The sequence below is a fragment of the Synechococcus sp. KORDI-100 genome (genome assembly GCF_000737535.1).
Taxonomy (GTDB): domain Bacteria; phylum Cyanobacteriota; class Cyanobacteriia; order PCC-6307; family Cyanobiaceae; genus Parasynechococcus.
Genome location: NZ_CP006269.1, coordinates 494,625 through 510,480, shown reverse-complemented (window position 1 = coordinate 510,480; position 15,856 = coordinate 494,625). Strand labels below are relative to the sequence as shown.

The 15,856-nt window shown below is 60.6% G+C and carries 12 protein-coding genes and 1 tRNA gene; 9 read left to right on the top strand and 4 right to left on the bottom strand.

The window, feature by feature from the left end; genetic code table 11:
• Positions 1 to 14: 14 nt before the first annotated feature.
• From KR100_RS02385 to KR100_RS02380, 3 genes are all read right to left on the bottom strand, one after another.
• Positions 15 to 1,298 (bottom strand): hemolysin family protein, encoded by a 1,284-nt coding sequence (locus KR100_RS02385; RefSeq protein WP_038542888.1) that lies wholly within the window; start codon positions 1,296 to 1,298, stop codon positions 15 to 17.
• Between the two features lie 13 nt (positions 1,299 to 1,311).
• A tRNA-Ile gene (locus KR100_RS15570) sits at positions 1,312 to 1,384 on the bottom strand.
• Between the two features lie 38 nt (positions 1,385 to 1,422).
• Complete coding sequence (locus KR100_RS02380) at positions 1,423 to 1,914, bottom strand: occludin/ELL family protein (RefSeq protein ID WP_239420381.1); 492 nt, start codon at positions 1,912 to 1,914, stop codon at positions 1,423 to 1,425.
• 56 nt (positions 1,915 to 1,970) lie between these two features.
• Between KR100_RS02380 and pyrE the strand changes: the two genes are divergently transcribed.
• Both pyrE and KR100_RS02370 read left to right on the top strand, forming a co-directional pair.
• Positions 1,971 to 2,555, top strand: a complete 585-nt coding sequence (pyrE, locus tag KR100_RS02375; RefSeq protein WP_051847284.1) for an orotate phosphoribosyltransferase — start codon at positions 1,971 to 1,973, stop codon at positions 2,553 to 2,555.
• Entirely contained in the window at positions 2,552 to 3,385 is an 834-nt protein-coding gene (locus tag KR100_RS02370) for a folate-binding protein YgfZ (protein ID WP_204207762.1), read from the top strand. Before pyrE ends, KR100_RS02370 begins: the two co-directional genes overlap by 4 nt.
• On the opposite strand, the gene KR100_RS02365 is transcribed toward KR100_RS02370, so the two are convergent.
• Positions 3,355 to 4,836 carry a TM0106 family RecB-like putative nuclease gene (locus KR100_RS02365; protein ID WP_038542887.1) on the bottom strand — a complete coding sequence of 494 codons (1,482 nt, stop codon included), beginning with the start codon at positions 4,834 to 4,836 and terminating at the stop codon, positions 3,355 to 3,357. The two genes, KR100_RS02370 and KR100_RS02365, sit on opposite strands and share 31 nt — an antisense overlap.
• 53 nt (positions 4,837 to 4,889) lie before the next feature.
• Between KR100_RS02365 and KR100_RS02360 the strand changes: the two genes are divergently transcribed.
• The 7 genes from KR100_RS02360 to KR100_RS16975 all read left to right on the top strand — a co-directional run bounded on the left by KR100_RS02360 (position 4,890) and on the right by KR100_RS16975 (position 15,670).
• Complete coding sequence (locus tag KR100_RS02360) at positions 4,890 to 6,353, top strand: phosphoglucomutase/phosphomannomutase family protein (protein WP_038542886.1); 1,464 nt, start codon at positions 4,890 to 4,892, stop codon at positions 6,351 to 6,353.
• Positions 6,350 to 6,943, top strand: a complete 594-nt coding sequence (gene rdgB / locus KR100_RS02355) for an RdgB/HAM1 family non-canonical purine NTP pyrophosphatase (protein WP_038542885.1) — start codon at positions 6,350 to 6,352, stop codon at positions 6,941 to 6,943. Before KR100_RS02360 ends, rdgB begins: the two co-directional genes overlap by 4 nt.
• Positions 6,944 to 7,019: 76 nt before the next feature.
• Positions 7,020 to 8,057, top strand: a complete 1,038-nt coding sequence (locus KR100_RS02350) for an SAM-dependent methyltransferase (protein WP_038542883.1) — start codon at positions 7,020 to 7,022, stop codon at positions 8,055 to 8,057.
• Entirely contained in the window at positions 8,057 to 9,112 is a 1,056-nt protein-coding gene (locus KR100_RS02345) for a Glu/Leu/Phe/Val dehydrogenase dimerization domain-containing protein (protein ID WP_038542881.1), read from the top strand. The genes KR100_RS02350 and KR100_RS02345 overlap by 1 nt, the downstream gene beginning before the upstream one ends.
• On the top strand, positions 9,109 to 10,317 hold the full coding sequence (locus KR100_RS02340) for an FAD-dependent oxidoreductase (RefSeq protein ID WP_038542879.1): 1,209 nt from the start codon (positions 9,109 to 9,111) through the stop codon (positions 10,315 to 10,317). Before KR100_RS02345 ends, KR100_RS02340 begins: the two co-directional genes overlap by 4 nt.
• 18 nt (positions 10,318 to 10,335) lie before the next feature.
• Positions 10,336 to 11,898, top strand: coding sequence for a BCCT family transporter (locus KR100_RS02335; RefSeq protein ID WP_038542877.1), 1,563 nt, complete (start codon positions 10,336 to 10,338; stop codon positions 11,896 to 11,898).
• Between the two features lie 598 nt (positions 11,899 to 12,496).
• Positions 12,497 to 15,670: a M10 family metallopeptidase C-terminal domain-containing protein gene (locus KR100_RS16975; protein ID WP_162176469.1), complete on the top strand. Its 3,174-nt coding sequence runs from the start codon at positions 12,497 to 12,499 to the stop codon at positions 15,668 to 15,670.
• The last annotated feature ends 186 nt before the right edge of the window (positions 15,671 to 15,856 follow it).

Sequence of the window (15,856 nt, the reverse complement as noted above, 5' to 3'; positions counted from 1 at the left end):
AAGATTAAGGGTGATCAGCCCTGGGGCTCCTCCTCCGCCGGAAGCACGAGACGAACCCGCTCGATGCGTGGCCCCTGCATGGCTGTGATCTCGAACTGAAGGCCGTTGAACCGCAACGCTTCACCGGGGGATGGAATGTGCTGGAGGCGTTCCAGCAGAAAGCCAGCCAGCGTGTGGTGGTCATCCGCTTCCGGCAGGTCGAGATTGAGCTGGCGGTTGAGCTCGAAAATCTCAAAATCACCGTCCACCATCCAGACATCGGCCTGCCCGTCCTCCTGCTCTAGGACAGGCTCATCGGAATCTTCCTGCAACTCATCGCCAACGATCTCCTCTGTGAGATCAGCTGCCGTCACAAGCCCTTCCGTGCCTCCGTGTTCATCAACAACCAGCAGCAGGGGATGACCACTGCGGATCAGTGGCATCAACTCCGCCAACGTGCTGGTTTCCAGAACCCGAACGGCGGGCTGGAGATACGGCTCCAATGGAGAATCGGCACGCAGCCTGCCGAGAGCGATCGGTTCCGCCAACTGGCGAAGGTCCAGGAGGCCGCGGACGTCATCAAGTGACTGGCCGATCACAGGAAAACGAGCGTGACGGGTCTGGTGCACGGCTTCCATCAACTGGGCAAAACGCACATCAACCGGCAAGGTCACCATGCCGGAGCGGGGAACCATCACCTCACGCACCTGGGTGTCCCTCAGAGCGAAGACACCCTCGAGAATGTTGCGCTCATCGGGAAACAAGCCGGTCACACGACCGGATTCAATCAACGTTTCAAGTTCCCCCGCTGACAAGGCAGGCACCAGCGAATCCCACTGCGGTGTCAGTCCCACCAGCTTCAGCAGAAAGGCTGCAAATCCCTCCAGCAGATTGAGCAGGGGACTGAGTGCCCGCATCACGGCCTCCAGAAGCGGAGCGAGACGCAACGCCGCAGGCTCAGGCCGATTCAGCACCCAGGCCTTCGGCATCAGACCCGCCAGCAAGCTGGCAGCCAGCACGATCACAAGAAACAAACCGGTGTCCAGCCAGGCGGCTCCGGGAGTGCCATCAGGCCACAGCTGGCGTCCCAGTCCGCGACTGACCCAACCGATCGCGACCAGGGCCAGCGTGGCTCCCAACTGCGACAGCATCAGTGCCCTGCGCAACCGTCGCTGCAGCCGCTGAACAGCCTGAGCACCATTCAGGCCCTCTTCCACCAGCACCTCGACGCGACTGGGGCGCAATCGCAACAAGGCCACTTCGCCGGCAGCAAAGAAGGCCGGCAAAAGCAGCAGCAAAACCAGCAGCGGCAGCCTCATCGCAGACACGGGATGGGGGTCGCGAGGATCGAACTCGCCTTAGGCGAATTATGAGTTCGCTGCATTCACCAGATTGCTAGACCCCCAGGTCAAAACACAGAAGCGTCGTGTCCCTTCCGAAGTGTTACCACAACGGCTGCAGAGGCGATGGTTCATCGAGATCAAGGATCTCGAAATCAGTTTGCTGCCCCTCCATGGCCAGGCTTGAGTCGAAGCCATTCGGCAGATCCATTGTTCGCCAGGGTTGTACTGGGCTCTGCTCCTCGATCAACGCCTCGATGGTGTTCCCGGCGGCAGTCGCGTCCCAGATGACAGCCTGCTCCGGAAAACCGAAGCCCATCAAACGATTGCCCTCCGGCCCCCCGACCGCGATTCCCATGAGATCGGTGAATTGGTGAACCATGTCGAGACCACGGGCATACGGTGCCCTCCAAGTGAAGAAGCGCCGGTTGATCAACTCACGGGTGGTTTCCACGCTTTCGCAGGTGGTGACCTGCACCGGGGATCGGATCTCCGCTGAGCGATCGGGCGCTTCCAGGGTGGTTGTGCAGATCACAGGGCCTGCGGCGGCAGGCGCAGCAAGCAGCGCAATGGCGAACAGCGTCCTGGGGATCACGGTGCTTGGCCCTTCTGCACGCAAACTAAGAAGGGTTGTTAACCGCCGCCAGCCCCATGCCCACCATGCCGCTCACGCCTGAGGAGCAGCGACAGACGCTGCTGCGGCATTTGGCTCGTGCGGCCTACCGACGGGGCCAGTTCACCCTGGCGTCGGGACGGCAGAGCGAGCACTACGTGAATTGCAAACCGGTCAGCCTCAGCGGCAGCGGTCTTGCGTTGGTGAGTTCCGCCATGCTCCCGCTCGTGGAACAGGAATCGGTTGCGGTGGCAGGGCTCACCCTTGGCGCTGATCCACTGGTCAGTGGTGTTGCGATCACAGCTGCGGCAGCAGGACGATCCCTCGATGCCCTGATCGTGAGAAAGCAGGCCAAGGGCCACGGAACCGGCGCCTGGCTGGAGGGACCGTTGCCGGAATCAGGGGCTCTGGTGACGGTTCTTGAGGATGTGGTGACCACAGGTGGCTCGTCGCTGAAAGCCGTGAATCAGCTCAGGGAAGCCGGCTACAGGGTCCAGCGGGTGGTCACCATCGTGGACCGGGAGGAAGGGGGCGCGACCGCGATGCAAGCGGCGGGTCTTGATCTGGTCAGCCTGTTTCTGCTGTCGGAGGTGGCGGCCTGTGCGATGGAACTGACGTCATGACCACAACGCCTCCCCTGACCACCTTTCGCTGGGACGCCGAATTCCCCCTGCTGCGGCTGGAAGGATCCGGTGCCGAATCGTTCCTTCAGGGACAGACCAGCGCTGACATGAGCAGTTGCAAGGACGATCTGATGCACAGCTGCTGGCTCACGGCCAGTGGACGACTCAGAGCTCTCCTGGAAATCCGCTTCGATGAGAGCGGTGCGGACGTGATGGTGCTGGCCGGTGATGCCGACAGCGTTCGGCAGGGATTTGACCAGGTGATCTTTCCGGCCGACCGGGTTCGCTTGCTGACACGGGAACCGCAACGGCGCCTTCAGGTCCTCTCCAACGCGACGTCCTCCGAGGTGATCTGGCATGACACCTCCGGTTCATTGCCCGAACCCTGGGACCAACGTCCACCAGCGGATGCCGAGGCTCTGGAACGTTGGCGCCTGAAACAGGGTTGGCCCAGCGGCGACGGGGAACTCTCCGGTGAGACCAATCCCTTTGAACTCGGCTTAAGCCACTGGGTGAGCCTCAGCAAAGGCTGCTACCTCGGTCAGGAGACCATGGCCAAACTGGCAAGCACGGGTGGTGTGAAGCAACAGCTCCGCGTCTGGAGCAGCACAAGCTTGCTTGCCAAAGGCACAATGCTCCAGCGCGATGGAGCGCGGGCCGGACAAATCACCTCGGTGTTGCCGAACCGTGATGCACCCGGCTGCATCGGACTGGCACTGGTACGCCGCCAGCACCTGGACACCACGGTCCTGAACGGACCGGAAGGGGAAGATCTGATCCTGCAGCGGCCCTCAGGATTTCAGGATCCACCACTTGCTGTTGCATCCTGATCTGCCAGCCAGGCCGCGACCGCCCAGGTCGCCAGACAGTCGTCGCGGTTGTACTGCAGGATCCAGCGCAAGGCATGACGACTGCCACGACGCTGAGGGCCTTCACCAAGCCACTGGCGCCACCACAGCAGCGCTCTGGCACCGTCGGCACCCTGCAGGGTCCAACGGAAGCCCCGCCAGCTTGCAACAGCTTTGAGTCCGTAACTGCTGAGCGGCAATCGCCAGACACGACGGATGCGGGCATGGACATCGATCAGTCGTCTCTGCAGAAGCCTCAGCTGATCGTCCGGCAACGACTGACGCTGGGCCATCCGTCGCAGAGCCAAGGACTCGGTCTCGCCGTAATGAAGAACAGGCCAGTCCCGGTACCGGGTGAGGAGTCGCTCGAGCCGTCGCCAACAACGCGCCTCGCCGTGGTGCTCCAGCACCAGAATCGGGTGATAGCGCGCCCGATCCAGATCCCAGCGACTATCACTGCAACGCGGCACGCGCACAAAGCCATGCAGGAAATCATGGCGCGCGTCCGGATCCGATTCGATGTCGTAGAGAAGGATCCCCGGTGCCTGGATCAGTTCGGGCAGGGCAGGGCTTGCGGAGAGACGGGTCACTCGGTTGTCCCGCTGGGATCTGGCCTGCAGGACAAGAGCCCGCGCCACCTCGCCGTGCTGGTCGCCGAACCGCTCCATCCGCGATGCCAACCAATCCGGATCAGCTCCCGCAAGATCCGCCAGACCATGGACACCGAGCTCGATCAGCATCTCCCGTCGCTTCGCTCCGATTCCACTGACTTCACTGAGATGGCCCTGTGCAGAGGCCTCGGCACCGCAAACCCCTCGCCAGCAACAGAGCGTGCACTTGCGGCGGTCGGCAGCCAAGGCCGGCGGATTCGGACGCTGCAGGTCGTGGGCGAGCCTGCGCAGGGAATCAGTGAGTTGACGCTTCAACCCCGTCGTGAATGGAACGCGATCACGTTCGAGACGACGCCCACCTCCTCCCACAACAAGGAGTTCAGGGACTGGTGCCTGCTGCTCTGATTCCAGCAGCTGGGCGCTCAGTGCCAGCGGCAGCTGATGCTCACGGGTGAGGCGTCGCCCCTGGCGAGCGAGGACCGGTTGATACGCAAACCGGCCCCAGCGGCTCTGACCCTGCACTTTCAACAACAGCGGTGGATGAGCTTCCAAGGCCTCGCCGGCCGGCCCCTGTCCTTTCAGCCGCAGACCCACAACCCCTGGCGCGCCATCCCGGCAGGCCGCATCACCATGGCCCGGACGTTGGGGCAGCAGGGCTACAAAGCACCGTTGCTGATCATCGAGCTGCAAATTGCGGTGCGCCGTCCATTGGCGATCGGCTGGATCCGCATGACGATCAAGCCATGCCTTGCGTCGACACCGCAGCCAGCTGCGCAGCAACCGATCGTTGAGGACGTTGGCGGCAGGCGGGGTGTCACCCATTGGGCGACCCTAAGGCGACCAGCTGCTAGATCCTGGTCACTGCCAGTGAACCCATGTCCTCGGCCCCATTGTCTCTGGAGCCAACCCCGATTCGTTTCGGCACCGATGGCTGGCGTGGCGTGCTGGGTGTGGACATCACGGTGGAGCGGTTGCTGCCGGTGGCAGCGGCCGCTGCCCAGGAACTGGCCTACAGCGCTCCGGAAGGACTCAACAGCCGCACCGTTGTGATCGGGTACGACCGACGGTTCCTTGCTCCCGAACTCGCTGAAGCGATTGCAGCGGCGGTGCGGGGCTGCGAACTCGATCCTCTTCTGACGGAAACGCCGGTGCCAACACCGGCATGCAGCTGGACGGTGGTGGAACGCAAAGCCCTTGGTGCCCTGGTGATCACAGCGAGCCACAACCCGCCTGAATGGCTTGGGCTCAAGATCAAAGGTCCCTTCGGTGGCTCCGTGGAGGGGGAGTTCACCGCTGCCGTCGAAAAGCGCCTGGCCGCGGGCGGGATCACACCGCCAATGCAGCACCAGGTGGATCTTTTCGATGGACGCGGCGAGCACCTTGATGGTCTGAGACGAAAACTGGATGTTCCAGCTCTGGTGAAGGGCCTGAAGGCCATGAACCTCAAGGTGATCGTCGATCCGATGCATGGATCCGCTGCGGGCTGCGTCACGGAACTGCTCGGTGCAGGCTCGCAAGGGCTGGTGGAGGAGATCCGCAGCGATCGCGATCCAATGTTCGGCGGCCATCCCCCGGAGCCTCTGGAGCGTTATCTGAAGACCTTGATCGACAGCGTCAAGGCGGCCGCCTCTGCGGGACGTCCGGCCGTTGGACTCGTGTTCGATGGCGATGGAGATCGCATCGCCGCCGTGGATGAATCCGGTCGGTTCTGCAGCACCCAGTTGTTGATGCCGCTGCTGATCGATCATCTGGCAGGAGCCCGCGGCCTGCCCGGCTCGGTCGTGAAGACCGTCAGTGGATCAGACCTGATGCGCCTTGTGGCGGAGGGTCATGGGCGTGAGGTGATCGAACTTCCCGTGGGGTTCAAGTACATCGCTGCCGAGATGCTCGCTGGAGACGTGCTGATCGGCGGCGAGGAATCAGGCGGTGTCGGCTTTGGAATGCACCTGCCGGAGCGCGATGCCCTCTTCGCAGCCCTGCTGGTTCTTGAGGCTCTGGTGGAGGGAGGCCAGGCCCTCGGCGCACGACTCGATGCGCTGAAGCAACGCCATGGCGGGGCCAGTCACTACGACCGCCTCGATCTTCGGCTCGCCGATATGGAGGCACGCCGCCGTCTGGAGGGGTTGCTGGCGGATTCGCCACCCGATGAGGTCGCTGGCTTGCCGGTTCAGGAGGTCATCAGCACCGATGGCGTGAAATTGCGCTTGGGGCCGAGTCACTGGCTGATGTTGCGCTTCTCAGGCACGGAACCCCTGCTGCGCCTGTACTGCGAAGGACCGGATCCAGAACGCGTCGCCACGGTGTTGAGCTGGGCTCGCGACCTCGCGGAAACCACATGAGCAAGGACAAACGCATCCTGGTGATCGCCAGCGGAAACCAGGGAAAGATCCGCGAATTCCAGGGGTTGCTCGCCGATCTGCCTGTGACCGTTGAGGCTCAGCCCGATGGTCTTGACGTTGACGAGACTGGCGAGACCTTTCAGGCCAACGCGCGTATCAAAGCGCAAGCTGTCGCCCGTCTCACCGGCCATTGGGCCCTCGCAGACGACTCGGGGTTGAGCGTGACAGCCCTGCAGGGAGCACCTGGAGTGCACTCGTCCCGCTATGCGCCGACCGATGCAGAGCGAATCGCGAAATTGCTGGCGGCCATGGACGGACTTCAGGAGCGATCAGCCGAGTTTCGAGCTGCTCTTTGCATCGCAGCCCCCGATGGAAACGTTCTGCTGGAGGTGGAGGGTTGCTGCGAGGGGCAAATCACCCGAGAACCACGTGGCAACGGCGGTTTCGGGTATGACCCGATCTTTGAAGTCAGCAAGACAAGGAGGACATTTGCGGAGATGCCTCCGGCGGAGAAGAAGCATTACGGCCATCGCGGTCGGGCCTTCGCATTGCTCAAAAACCCCCTGCAGGACCTGATAAAGGCCAGCTGACCCGCTGAAGGTGCTTTCTGTCACGAACCGCTGACTTAACAATCTGTTACGTTCTGGCCTTCCGCTGACGAGGTCCATGGCCATTGCCATGACCACGGGTTACAGCGCGCAGACCGAAGGCGCTCTCCTCTGCATCGAAGCCGCCTCCGACTGGGCCTTGACTTGTGTTGATCACCTAGCTGCTCAGAGCAGTCATCTTCTGATCGATTACGGAGCCGCCGATGGAGGCACCGCTGTGGGGCTCTGGAATCAGGTGCTGGATCGCCTCCACGCCCACCAGCCGAACGCCCATTTGACGCTGATCGGCAACGACCTGCCGAGCAACGACAACGTTGCTCTTGCCGAGAATCTTGCCCTGCAGATCCCGCGGCCACCGCAACCGACTGTGCTGGTGAGTGCCCGTAGTTTTTACGAACCATCGGTGGCACCAAACAGCGTCAGCTTCGGTTTTTCCGCCACGGCGATGCACTGGTTGAGTGCTTCGCCAGGCCCTCTGAACAATCACATCCATGTGCTGGCTTCAGGCAACGCAGAGGCCCTGCAACGCTTTCAGGCCCAGGCCATGCAGGACTGGAACCGAATCCTTGAACTTCGCAGCCGAGAACTGCAGCTAGGCGGACGCCTGCTCACTGTGAATCTTTCCCGAGATGATGCTGGGCGCTATCTCGGCCACAACGGCGGCCAGACACGGCATGTGCTGGACCAATTGCACTTGATCTGGCGCGACCTTGCCGAGGACGGCCTGATCAGTGAAGAGCAATACCGCAACGGCACCGTTCTGAACTTCTACAAGTCGCCTGAAGAATTCATGGCGCCGCTGAAGGACGAAACATCAGCCGCTTATCGCAACGGTCTGCGACTGGTGGATGAACGCACGGTTTACGTGCCATGCCCTTACCGCCAGCGCTGGAACAACAACGGTGATACCGCCAGCTTTGCTGCAGCTCTGATGGCCACGATCCGAAGCTGGAGCCGCCACAGCTTTGCAAGTGCTGCCGGAGATGCGGCTGCGGACATGGTCTTCGCACGGCTGCAGCAGCGCATCGCCGAGGCCCCCAGCGAGTGGAGTCTGGATTACGTCGAACACCACCAGATGATGGAGAAAGTCGCCTGATGACGACAACCATCCATCCCGCGCCGAGCGTTTCGGTGCTGGCCGAACACGTCTCCAAACACCTGTCTGTGTTCATCGTGGGCGAAGAAGCCAGCCCCAAACGGCCGGCGAACGGTGGCCTGCGTTTGCTTGATTACGTGAGCGACTCGGCCTGTCTCGCTGATGGAGAACGACTAGCCGGGCTGATGACCCACAAGCACGATCTTTACGGCACGGGTTTTGCCGGTGGAAAAATCGTGGCGAGAGCCTCGGAGCCAGCAGCTGTGAAGGATGAGCTGATCGGCATCACCGCCGAATTGCTCCAATCTCTTAACGGCGCCATGATCACAGGCTGCGACCTCAACACCAGTGTTGAGGACATGGCAAGACTGACAGCGCTCACTCCCCATGTGCTGGCTGCCGTTGGCAGCTCGGTTGACGCCAGTGCCGCGACAGCTCACGGCACCCTGGGCGCTGTGGAAGCCGTGCTGAAGAGACAGTTGAAGCACGCCAAACCGGGTCGCGCTCTCGTCCATGGCTGCGGTGCGGTCGGCAGCACCGTTGCCAGAAGCCTGGTGGAGCAGGGTTGGACCGTGCTGACCGTGGATTTGAACCATGAACGGGCTGCCATTCCTGGCGCAATACCCCTTGACGACGGTTCCTCCTGGTGGGAGTTGGAGGTCGATCTGCTATTGCCGTGCTCGATTTCCGGTCTGATCACAGCCGAGATGACGAGAGCCATGCGCACATCAGCCGTGGTGCCGGCCGCCAATGCCCCGTTCAAGCACCCGCAACTGGCGGAGGATCTGCGTCAACGCGGGGTCCAAGTCCTGCCTGACCCCCTGGTGAATGCCGGTGCCGTCATCGCCGATTCAATCGAACGGTTCTCGCCGGAGGCCTGGAAGGACGCTGGACCCGACGAGGTGTACGCGTTCGTGCGACGCGAAGTACGTGATAGAGCCATGAACTTCCTGGAGCAGCGGAAACAGGGAATCTCCGTCAGCGAAGCCCTCCTGCTGGTGGCCGCAGAACGATCCAACGACCCGATCGGGCTCAGTTTCGGAGAGCTTCCATGAGCACTCCTTCAAACCTGCCTCGGACAACCTCCCCTCCATCACAGGCCAGCGTTGTCATCGTCGGTGGGGGAATGGCCGGTCTCAGCTGTGCCGCTGCCCTGGCTCGGCATGGCATCAGTGATGTTGTGCTTCTCGAAGCCAAAACCCTCGCCCACGCAGGCGCCAGCAGCTTCGGCGAAACCCGGATGTTCCGGGAGATGTACTCCGATCCCGTGCTCTGCCGTCTGGCTCAGGAGGCCAATCGGCTCTGGGGCGAGGAAGAGGTTCAGGCGGCTGAACCTCTGCGCGAAACCCATGGACTTCTGTTCTACGGCGAGAGCTGGGATGAGGAAACCATCGAGGGGTCGATTCCCGGGGCTCGCCGGGTAATGGACGACCAGGGCATCCCCTATGAAGCACTCCGCTCAGAGGAGATCCGAGCTCGTTTTCCCCTGAAGCCGAAACCAACCTTCACCGGATTATTCGAGCCCACGGCCGGTGCCGTGCGCAGTGACAGAGTGATCGCCCACTGGACACGAACCGCTCGAAACGCAGGCCACCAGCTCATCGAGCACTGCCCTGTGGCCGGCATCGATGCCGATGGAGCCGGTGTCAGTCTCGAGAACGGGCATCACATCAGCGCCGATCAGGTGGTGGTGACCAGTGGCATCTGGAGTCAGCTGTTGCTGGCACCGCTCGGACTGGCCCCGAAACTGGAGGTCTGGCCGATGCTCTGGGCCCACTACACCGTCGATCCAGCGCTGGCTAATCGCTACCCGCAATGGTTCTGCTTCCAGCAGCAACGTGGCGACGACGGCGGCTTGTATTACGGCTTCCCGGTACTCAGCCACACAGACGACGGACGACCGCGAATCAAAGCCGGGATCGACTGGGCGCCGAAAGAGCTCCGTGTTGCCGAGCCCAATGCGATGACGACCGAGCCACCGGCTCGGCTGGTGGAACTGCTTGATGCCTTTCTCTTCAACGAGGTGGACGGCATTCAAGAGCGAGTCGACACCGTGATCAGTCCGTACTCGATGACGAGCGATGTGAATTTCATCCTCGATCGACTGACACCGAATCTGAGCCTGTTTGCCGGCGGTTCCGGTCAGGCCTTCAAGTTCGCCCCCTTGATCGGCGACTCCCTGGCGCGACTCGCCTGCGGAGACCAGCCCGCTGTTGATCTGTCCTGCTGGAGCCACCAACGCGACGCCGTTCGCGCCTGACCCTTCATCCCCCAACCAATGTCTGAGATCCCCGCGAGCCAAGGCTCCTGGTGGCGACAGTCGCCCCTCTGGGTTGGCGCCATTCCCTTACTGATCTTTCTGCTGGTTTCGGCCATCGATCTGGCCCTGGCCAAGCAGTTCACCGACAACGGCAAAGCGGTCGTCAGTGATGCCCTGGGTGGGATCTGGCAGTGGATGGTGGTGCTGCTGTTTCTGATCGCGCTGATCCTGGCCATCAGCCCGCTCGGCAGCCTCCGCCTTGGAGGGGAGAACGCCAAACCGAGCCTCAAATTCTTCGATTGGTGCGCGGTGCTGATCTGCACCCTGCTGGCTGGAGGTGGCGTGTTCTGGTCGGCGGCCGAACCGCTGTATCACTTTCAGACTCCATCACCGGTGTTCGAAGGGGTCGAAGCCAGCACAGCGGCAGCGGTGGATCCCGCCCTGGCGGTGAGTTTTCTGCACTGGGGGTTTCTCGCCTGGGCCCTCGTGGCCACAACGACAACGATCACCTTTTCGATCCTGGAACAACGCGGCGAACCCCTGCGTCCCCGAACCCTGCTGGTCAACATCGTGCCGCGACGCTGGGTGGATGGCCCGCTTGGTGATTTGGCGGATGGATTATCCGTGGTGGCAGCGATCGCCGGCACCGTTGGACCCCTCGGCTTTCTCTCCCTGCAGCTCAGCAACGCCGCGGGACAACTGCCCTGGCTTTCCGACAGTGCCGGCCTGCAATCTCTGGTGGTGGTGCTGCTGACGGCCGTCTTCTCGACGTCCACGGTCAGCGGCATTCAGAAGGGAATCAAGTGGCTCTCCGAGCTCAACGTCTGGCTCACCCTCGCCATGGCCGCGGGCCTGTTGCTGCTGGGCCCGGGCCTGTGGCTGATCCAGCACTTCTTCAGCGGTTTTCTCACGTATCTGATTCATCTGCCGCAGATGGCCCTCACCCCCAATGCAATTCCTGACAACTGGGTGAACGGCTGGACGGTCTTCTACTGGGGATGGTTCCTCGGCTATGCGCCGCTGATGGGGCTCTTCACCGCCGGCGTCAGCCGAGGCCGCAGCATTCGTGAACTGGTGCTGGCCGTGGCGATCCTCTGCCCGATCGTGACCAACCTCTGGTTCACCCTGCTCGGGGGAACAGGCCTGCACCTGGAACTGGCGGGAGGGGGCATCAGTGACGCCCTGGCACAGAACGGAGCCGCCGCCGCACTGCTGGCCATCCTCAGACAATTGCCCCTTGCTGGACTGCTGATCCCCATTGGTTTGGTCCTGGTAGTGCTGTTCATGTGCACCAGCGCCGACTCGATGAGTTACGCCGCGGCGATGGTGGTGAGCGGCCGCAATGAGCCGCCGGCACTGCTGCGGTTGTTCTGGGCGCTGATGATCGGCAGTCTCACTCTGGTGCTGCTGCGCATCGGCACGGGCCTGGGAGACAGCACCTCCATCGATGCATTGCAGGCCTTCATCGTGATTACAGCGGTGCCTGTCACACCCTTGGTGCTGGCAACTCTCTGGACAGCACCGAGGCTGGCCTGGAGCGAATCACGCCGGAACCGAGCCCAACAAAACCCGACAGATTGAGGATTGCCGTTCGCTCATCGATTTCTCAGGATTACGATGAGATCAAAACGCGCAGGAAGCAACAGCTTCGATGCATAGAACGTTTAATAAGCCAATAAAGACATACAACCTTGGACCTGTTCAATCGCTCTCAGATGACATAACGGGAAAAGTCCTGTTTGGCCATCCCCCTAGCTGCCTGTGCTGCCGCACACTTCCGGATGCAGATATCAAGAAACTTGGCGAAGTCGTTGCTGGCAATCAAAACAATGAACGCCTGTCTGCAGGATCTGCAGGCTCCAATGTCACGCTGGCAACCTATCTAAGATCGGGATTTTGGACTGATTTCAGCACCACGTCTAGAAAGTTCAACCTGACATCTACAGGTACATATGCGAAAAATGGCGTTATCACATACAACACATCAGGAAATAACTTTGATGGTAACGGAATATCTTCTGCAAGAGCAGAGCTCGTCGATGAAGCCTTCAAAATTTTCGAAGATGCTTTAAACATTAATTTCCAAAGCACAACAGATACAGACGCTGATTTTCGTTTTGGTGATTGGGCTTCAGGCGCCTATGCATCGTCAAGCCGATCATCTGGGAACATCAATTATGTGAATATCAATGTTTCTTCAAGCTGGCATAGTGGACTCAGTGGTTTTGGCAACTACACGTTTCAGACAATTCTGCATGAAATCGGTCATGGCCTCGGGCTAGGCCATCAAGGCGATTACAACGGCTCCGCCAGTTACAGCAGCGACGCTAAATACGCCAACGACTCATGGCAGACCACCATGATGTCGTACTTCTCACAAAGCGAGAACACATCAATTACTGCAAGTTATGCCTTTCTCAGTTCACCCATGGCGGTGGACTGGATTTCACTCGATGACTTGTATGGGTCGCAGGGTTACAGCATCAGCAATGCCTTCAGTGGCGACACGACTTATGGATACAACACCAACATCAGTTCATCCACAAGTGAAATATTTTCGGAACTGAAAGACTGGATCAGTTCAACAGCTTTCACGATTCTTGATGGCTCCGGAACAGACACGCTTGATTTCAGCGGCTTCAGCAATGACCAGTCGATCGATCTTCGATCAACGGATGAATCAGCATCCAGTCTTTATCCCTCCAACATTGCCGGCGACGTCGGCAACCTCGTCATTGCGGCAGATACGGTCATTGAAAAGGCCATCGGAGGCAGTGGTGCAGACACACTGACGGGTAATTCTGCCAACAACACTCTTGATGGCAGCACCGGCAACGACACCCTCATTGGTGGCGCCGGTGATGACACCTACGTCGTTGATTCCACCTCAGACGTCGTCACCGAATCCTCCTCAGATGGCACTGATCTGATTCAGGCCTCGGTGACCTACACCGCCCCTTCCAACGTTGAACAGCTCACCCTCACGGGCTCCAGCAACATCAACGCCACGGGCAACGCCCTCGACAACACACTTACTGGCAATTCCGGCAACAACTCCATCGATGGCAGCACCGGCGACGACACGCTCATCGGTGGCGCCGGTGATGACACCTACGTCGTTGATTCCACCTCAGACGTTGTCACTGAATCCTCCTCAGAAGGCACCGATCTGATTCAGGCCTCGGTGACCTACACCGCCCCTTCCAACGTCGAACAGCTCACCCTCACGGGCTCCGGCCACATCAACGCCACTGGCAATGCCCTCGCCAACACTCTCATCGGCAACAGCGGCGCCAACCGCCTGATCGGCGGCGATGCCAACGACACGCTCACCGGCGGCACCGGTGCCGATCAGTTCCAGCTCGGTGGCGGCGATGACCTGATCACCGACTTCTCCATTGCAAGCGGCGATGTTGTTGGCATCGAAAACGGCCAGAGTTACTCGATCTCCCAGTCCGGGAGTGATGCGCTGATCAGCGTCGCGTCCGTGGGATCGGTTCTGCTGCAGGGCATCAACGCCGAAGACTTCGATGAGGAGACGCTGATTGTGCGGACCGATGGGTCGGGCAACCCCAGCTCAACCGCGCCAACACTGACATCGGCCACCTACAACGCCTCCTCCGGTGCCCTCGCCGTCACCGGCGCCAATCTCACCGCCAATTCAGGTTCTGATAACGACATCGACGTCTCCAAGCTCACCCTCACTGGAGAAGGCAGCAACACCTACACCCTCACCTCCGCCGACGTTGAACTCACCTCAGCCACCGCCTTCTCCATCACCCTCAACGCCGCTGATCAACTCCAACTCGCTGGTCTGCTCAATAAAGACGGCACCTCCTCCGGCGCCGGCACCACCTACAACATCGCTGCTGCTCTGAACTGGAATCCAGGCGCCAGTTCCTCACCAGCAGACAGCACCGGCAATGCCATCACCGTCTCCAACGTCGCCGCGCCAAGCCTCAGCTCCGCCACCTACGACGATTCCAGCGGTGTTCTTGCCCTCACCGGCAGCAACCTGCCCGCCTACCCCGGCGCAAGCAACGACATCGATGTCTCCAAGCTCACCATCACCGGTGGCTCCGGCAGCACCTACACCCTCACAACTTCCGACGTTGAACTGACATCGGCGACAGCCGCCAGCATCACCCTCAACAGCACCGACCAGAGCAACCTCGATTCCCTGCTCAACAAGAACGGCACCGCCTCAACCCAAGGCACCACCTACAACATCGCCGCTGCTGATGACTGGGCACCAGGCGCTGACAGCAGCACAGACATTGCCGATCTCACCGGTAACGCCATCACCGTCTCCAATAGTCCCGCCCCGACGCCAACGCCCGCTCCGACCCCGGCACCCTCACCCAGTGGTGGCGGTGGCGGCGGCGGTGGCAGTGGTGGTGGTGGTGGAACCCCAACACCGGCACCAAGACCAACACCAGCTCCGGCGCCCACCCAACCGCGAACGCCCCTACCCACGCCGGCACCAGCTCCTGCTCCCACAACAGCTCCGGCTCCCGGGTCCACTCAGCCACCGGGTCCCACCAGGCCACCCACATCCGGGCCCAACACCGACAACAACAACGCAACGGCGAACACCACCAACACCGGCGCGCTCAATCCAAAGCAGATTGCAGCCCTGTCGCTCAATGCCATTGCAAACCTGAGCACTCAGCAGGTGCAAAAGCTGAGCACCGCCAGCATCGGTGCGCTCAAACCAGCGCAGTTATCGAAATTCAAACCCGATGTGATCAGCAGCTTCAGTCAGCAACAGATCGCCAACATCAAACCGAGCACCATCAAGGCTCTCAAGCCCTCTCAGGTCTCAAGCATGGCGACCAGGCTGATCAACGCCATGCAGGGAAAGCAGGTGCGCAAACTGACGCCCAGAACCATCAAAGCCCTGCGACCAAACCAGGTCAGCAAACTCTCCACTCAGTTCGTAGCAGCGATGACCAACAAGCAGCTGCGCAAACTCCCCTCCGACGACCTCACCCCAAAACAGCTCAAAACCTTCCCCACCAAGGCACTCAGCAAACTCACTCCAAAGCAGTTCAAACAGCTCAACATCAAGCAGATCAACGCCTTGCCGGATGACCTTTTAAACAGGCTCAACAACAGGCAACTCAAAGCACTCAATCGTGCCTTGCGTGGAGCCAATGGCTCCAGGCGCCTCACTCAAAACACCCAACGCAGAACGATCGAGCCCCTCGCAGAGCCGATCGTTATCCAAGATCCACGTGAAACCTGGTTCTCAATCACAACAGATCAATCAACACACCAGCGGGATCTGCAGACCAACGATCCTCTCGACCTTCTCGCCCTAAGCAACCCCAACCAGTCCCTTCCCCTCTGATCCATCACTGAGGCAGTAATCCAGCTGCAAACGCAGCGTTTGTGCCCTAGTTACTAACAATTGCTAAACCGTCAGCAAGACTCCCCCAGCGAAAACACGCCAGATGTCGGTGTGATTGAAATGAAAACCTGCTTAGAGTGAATTAAAAGGAAACGTTCTTCTAGTCTTTCGGTGCCCAGAACAAAC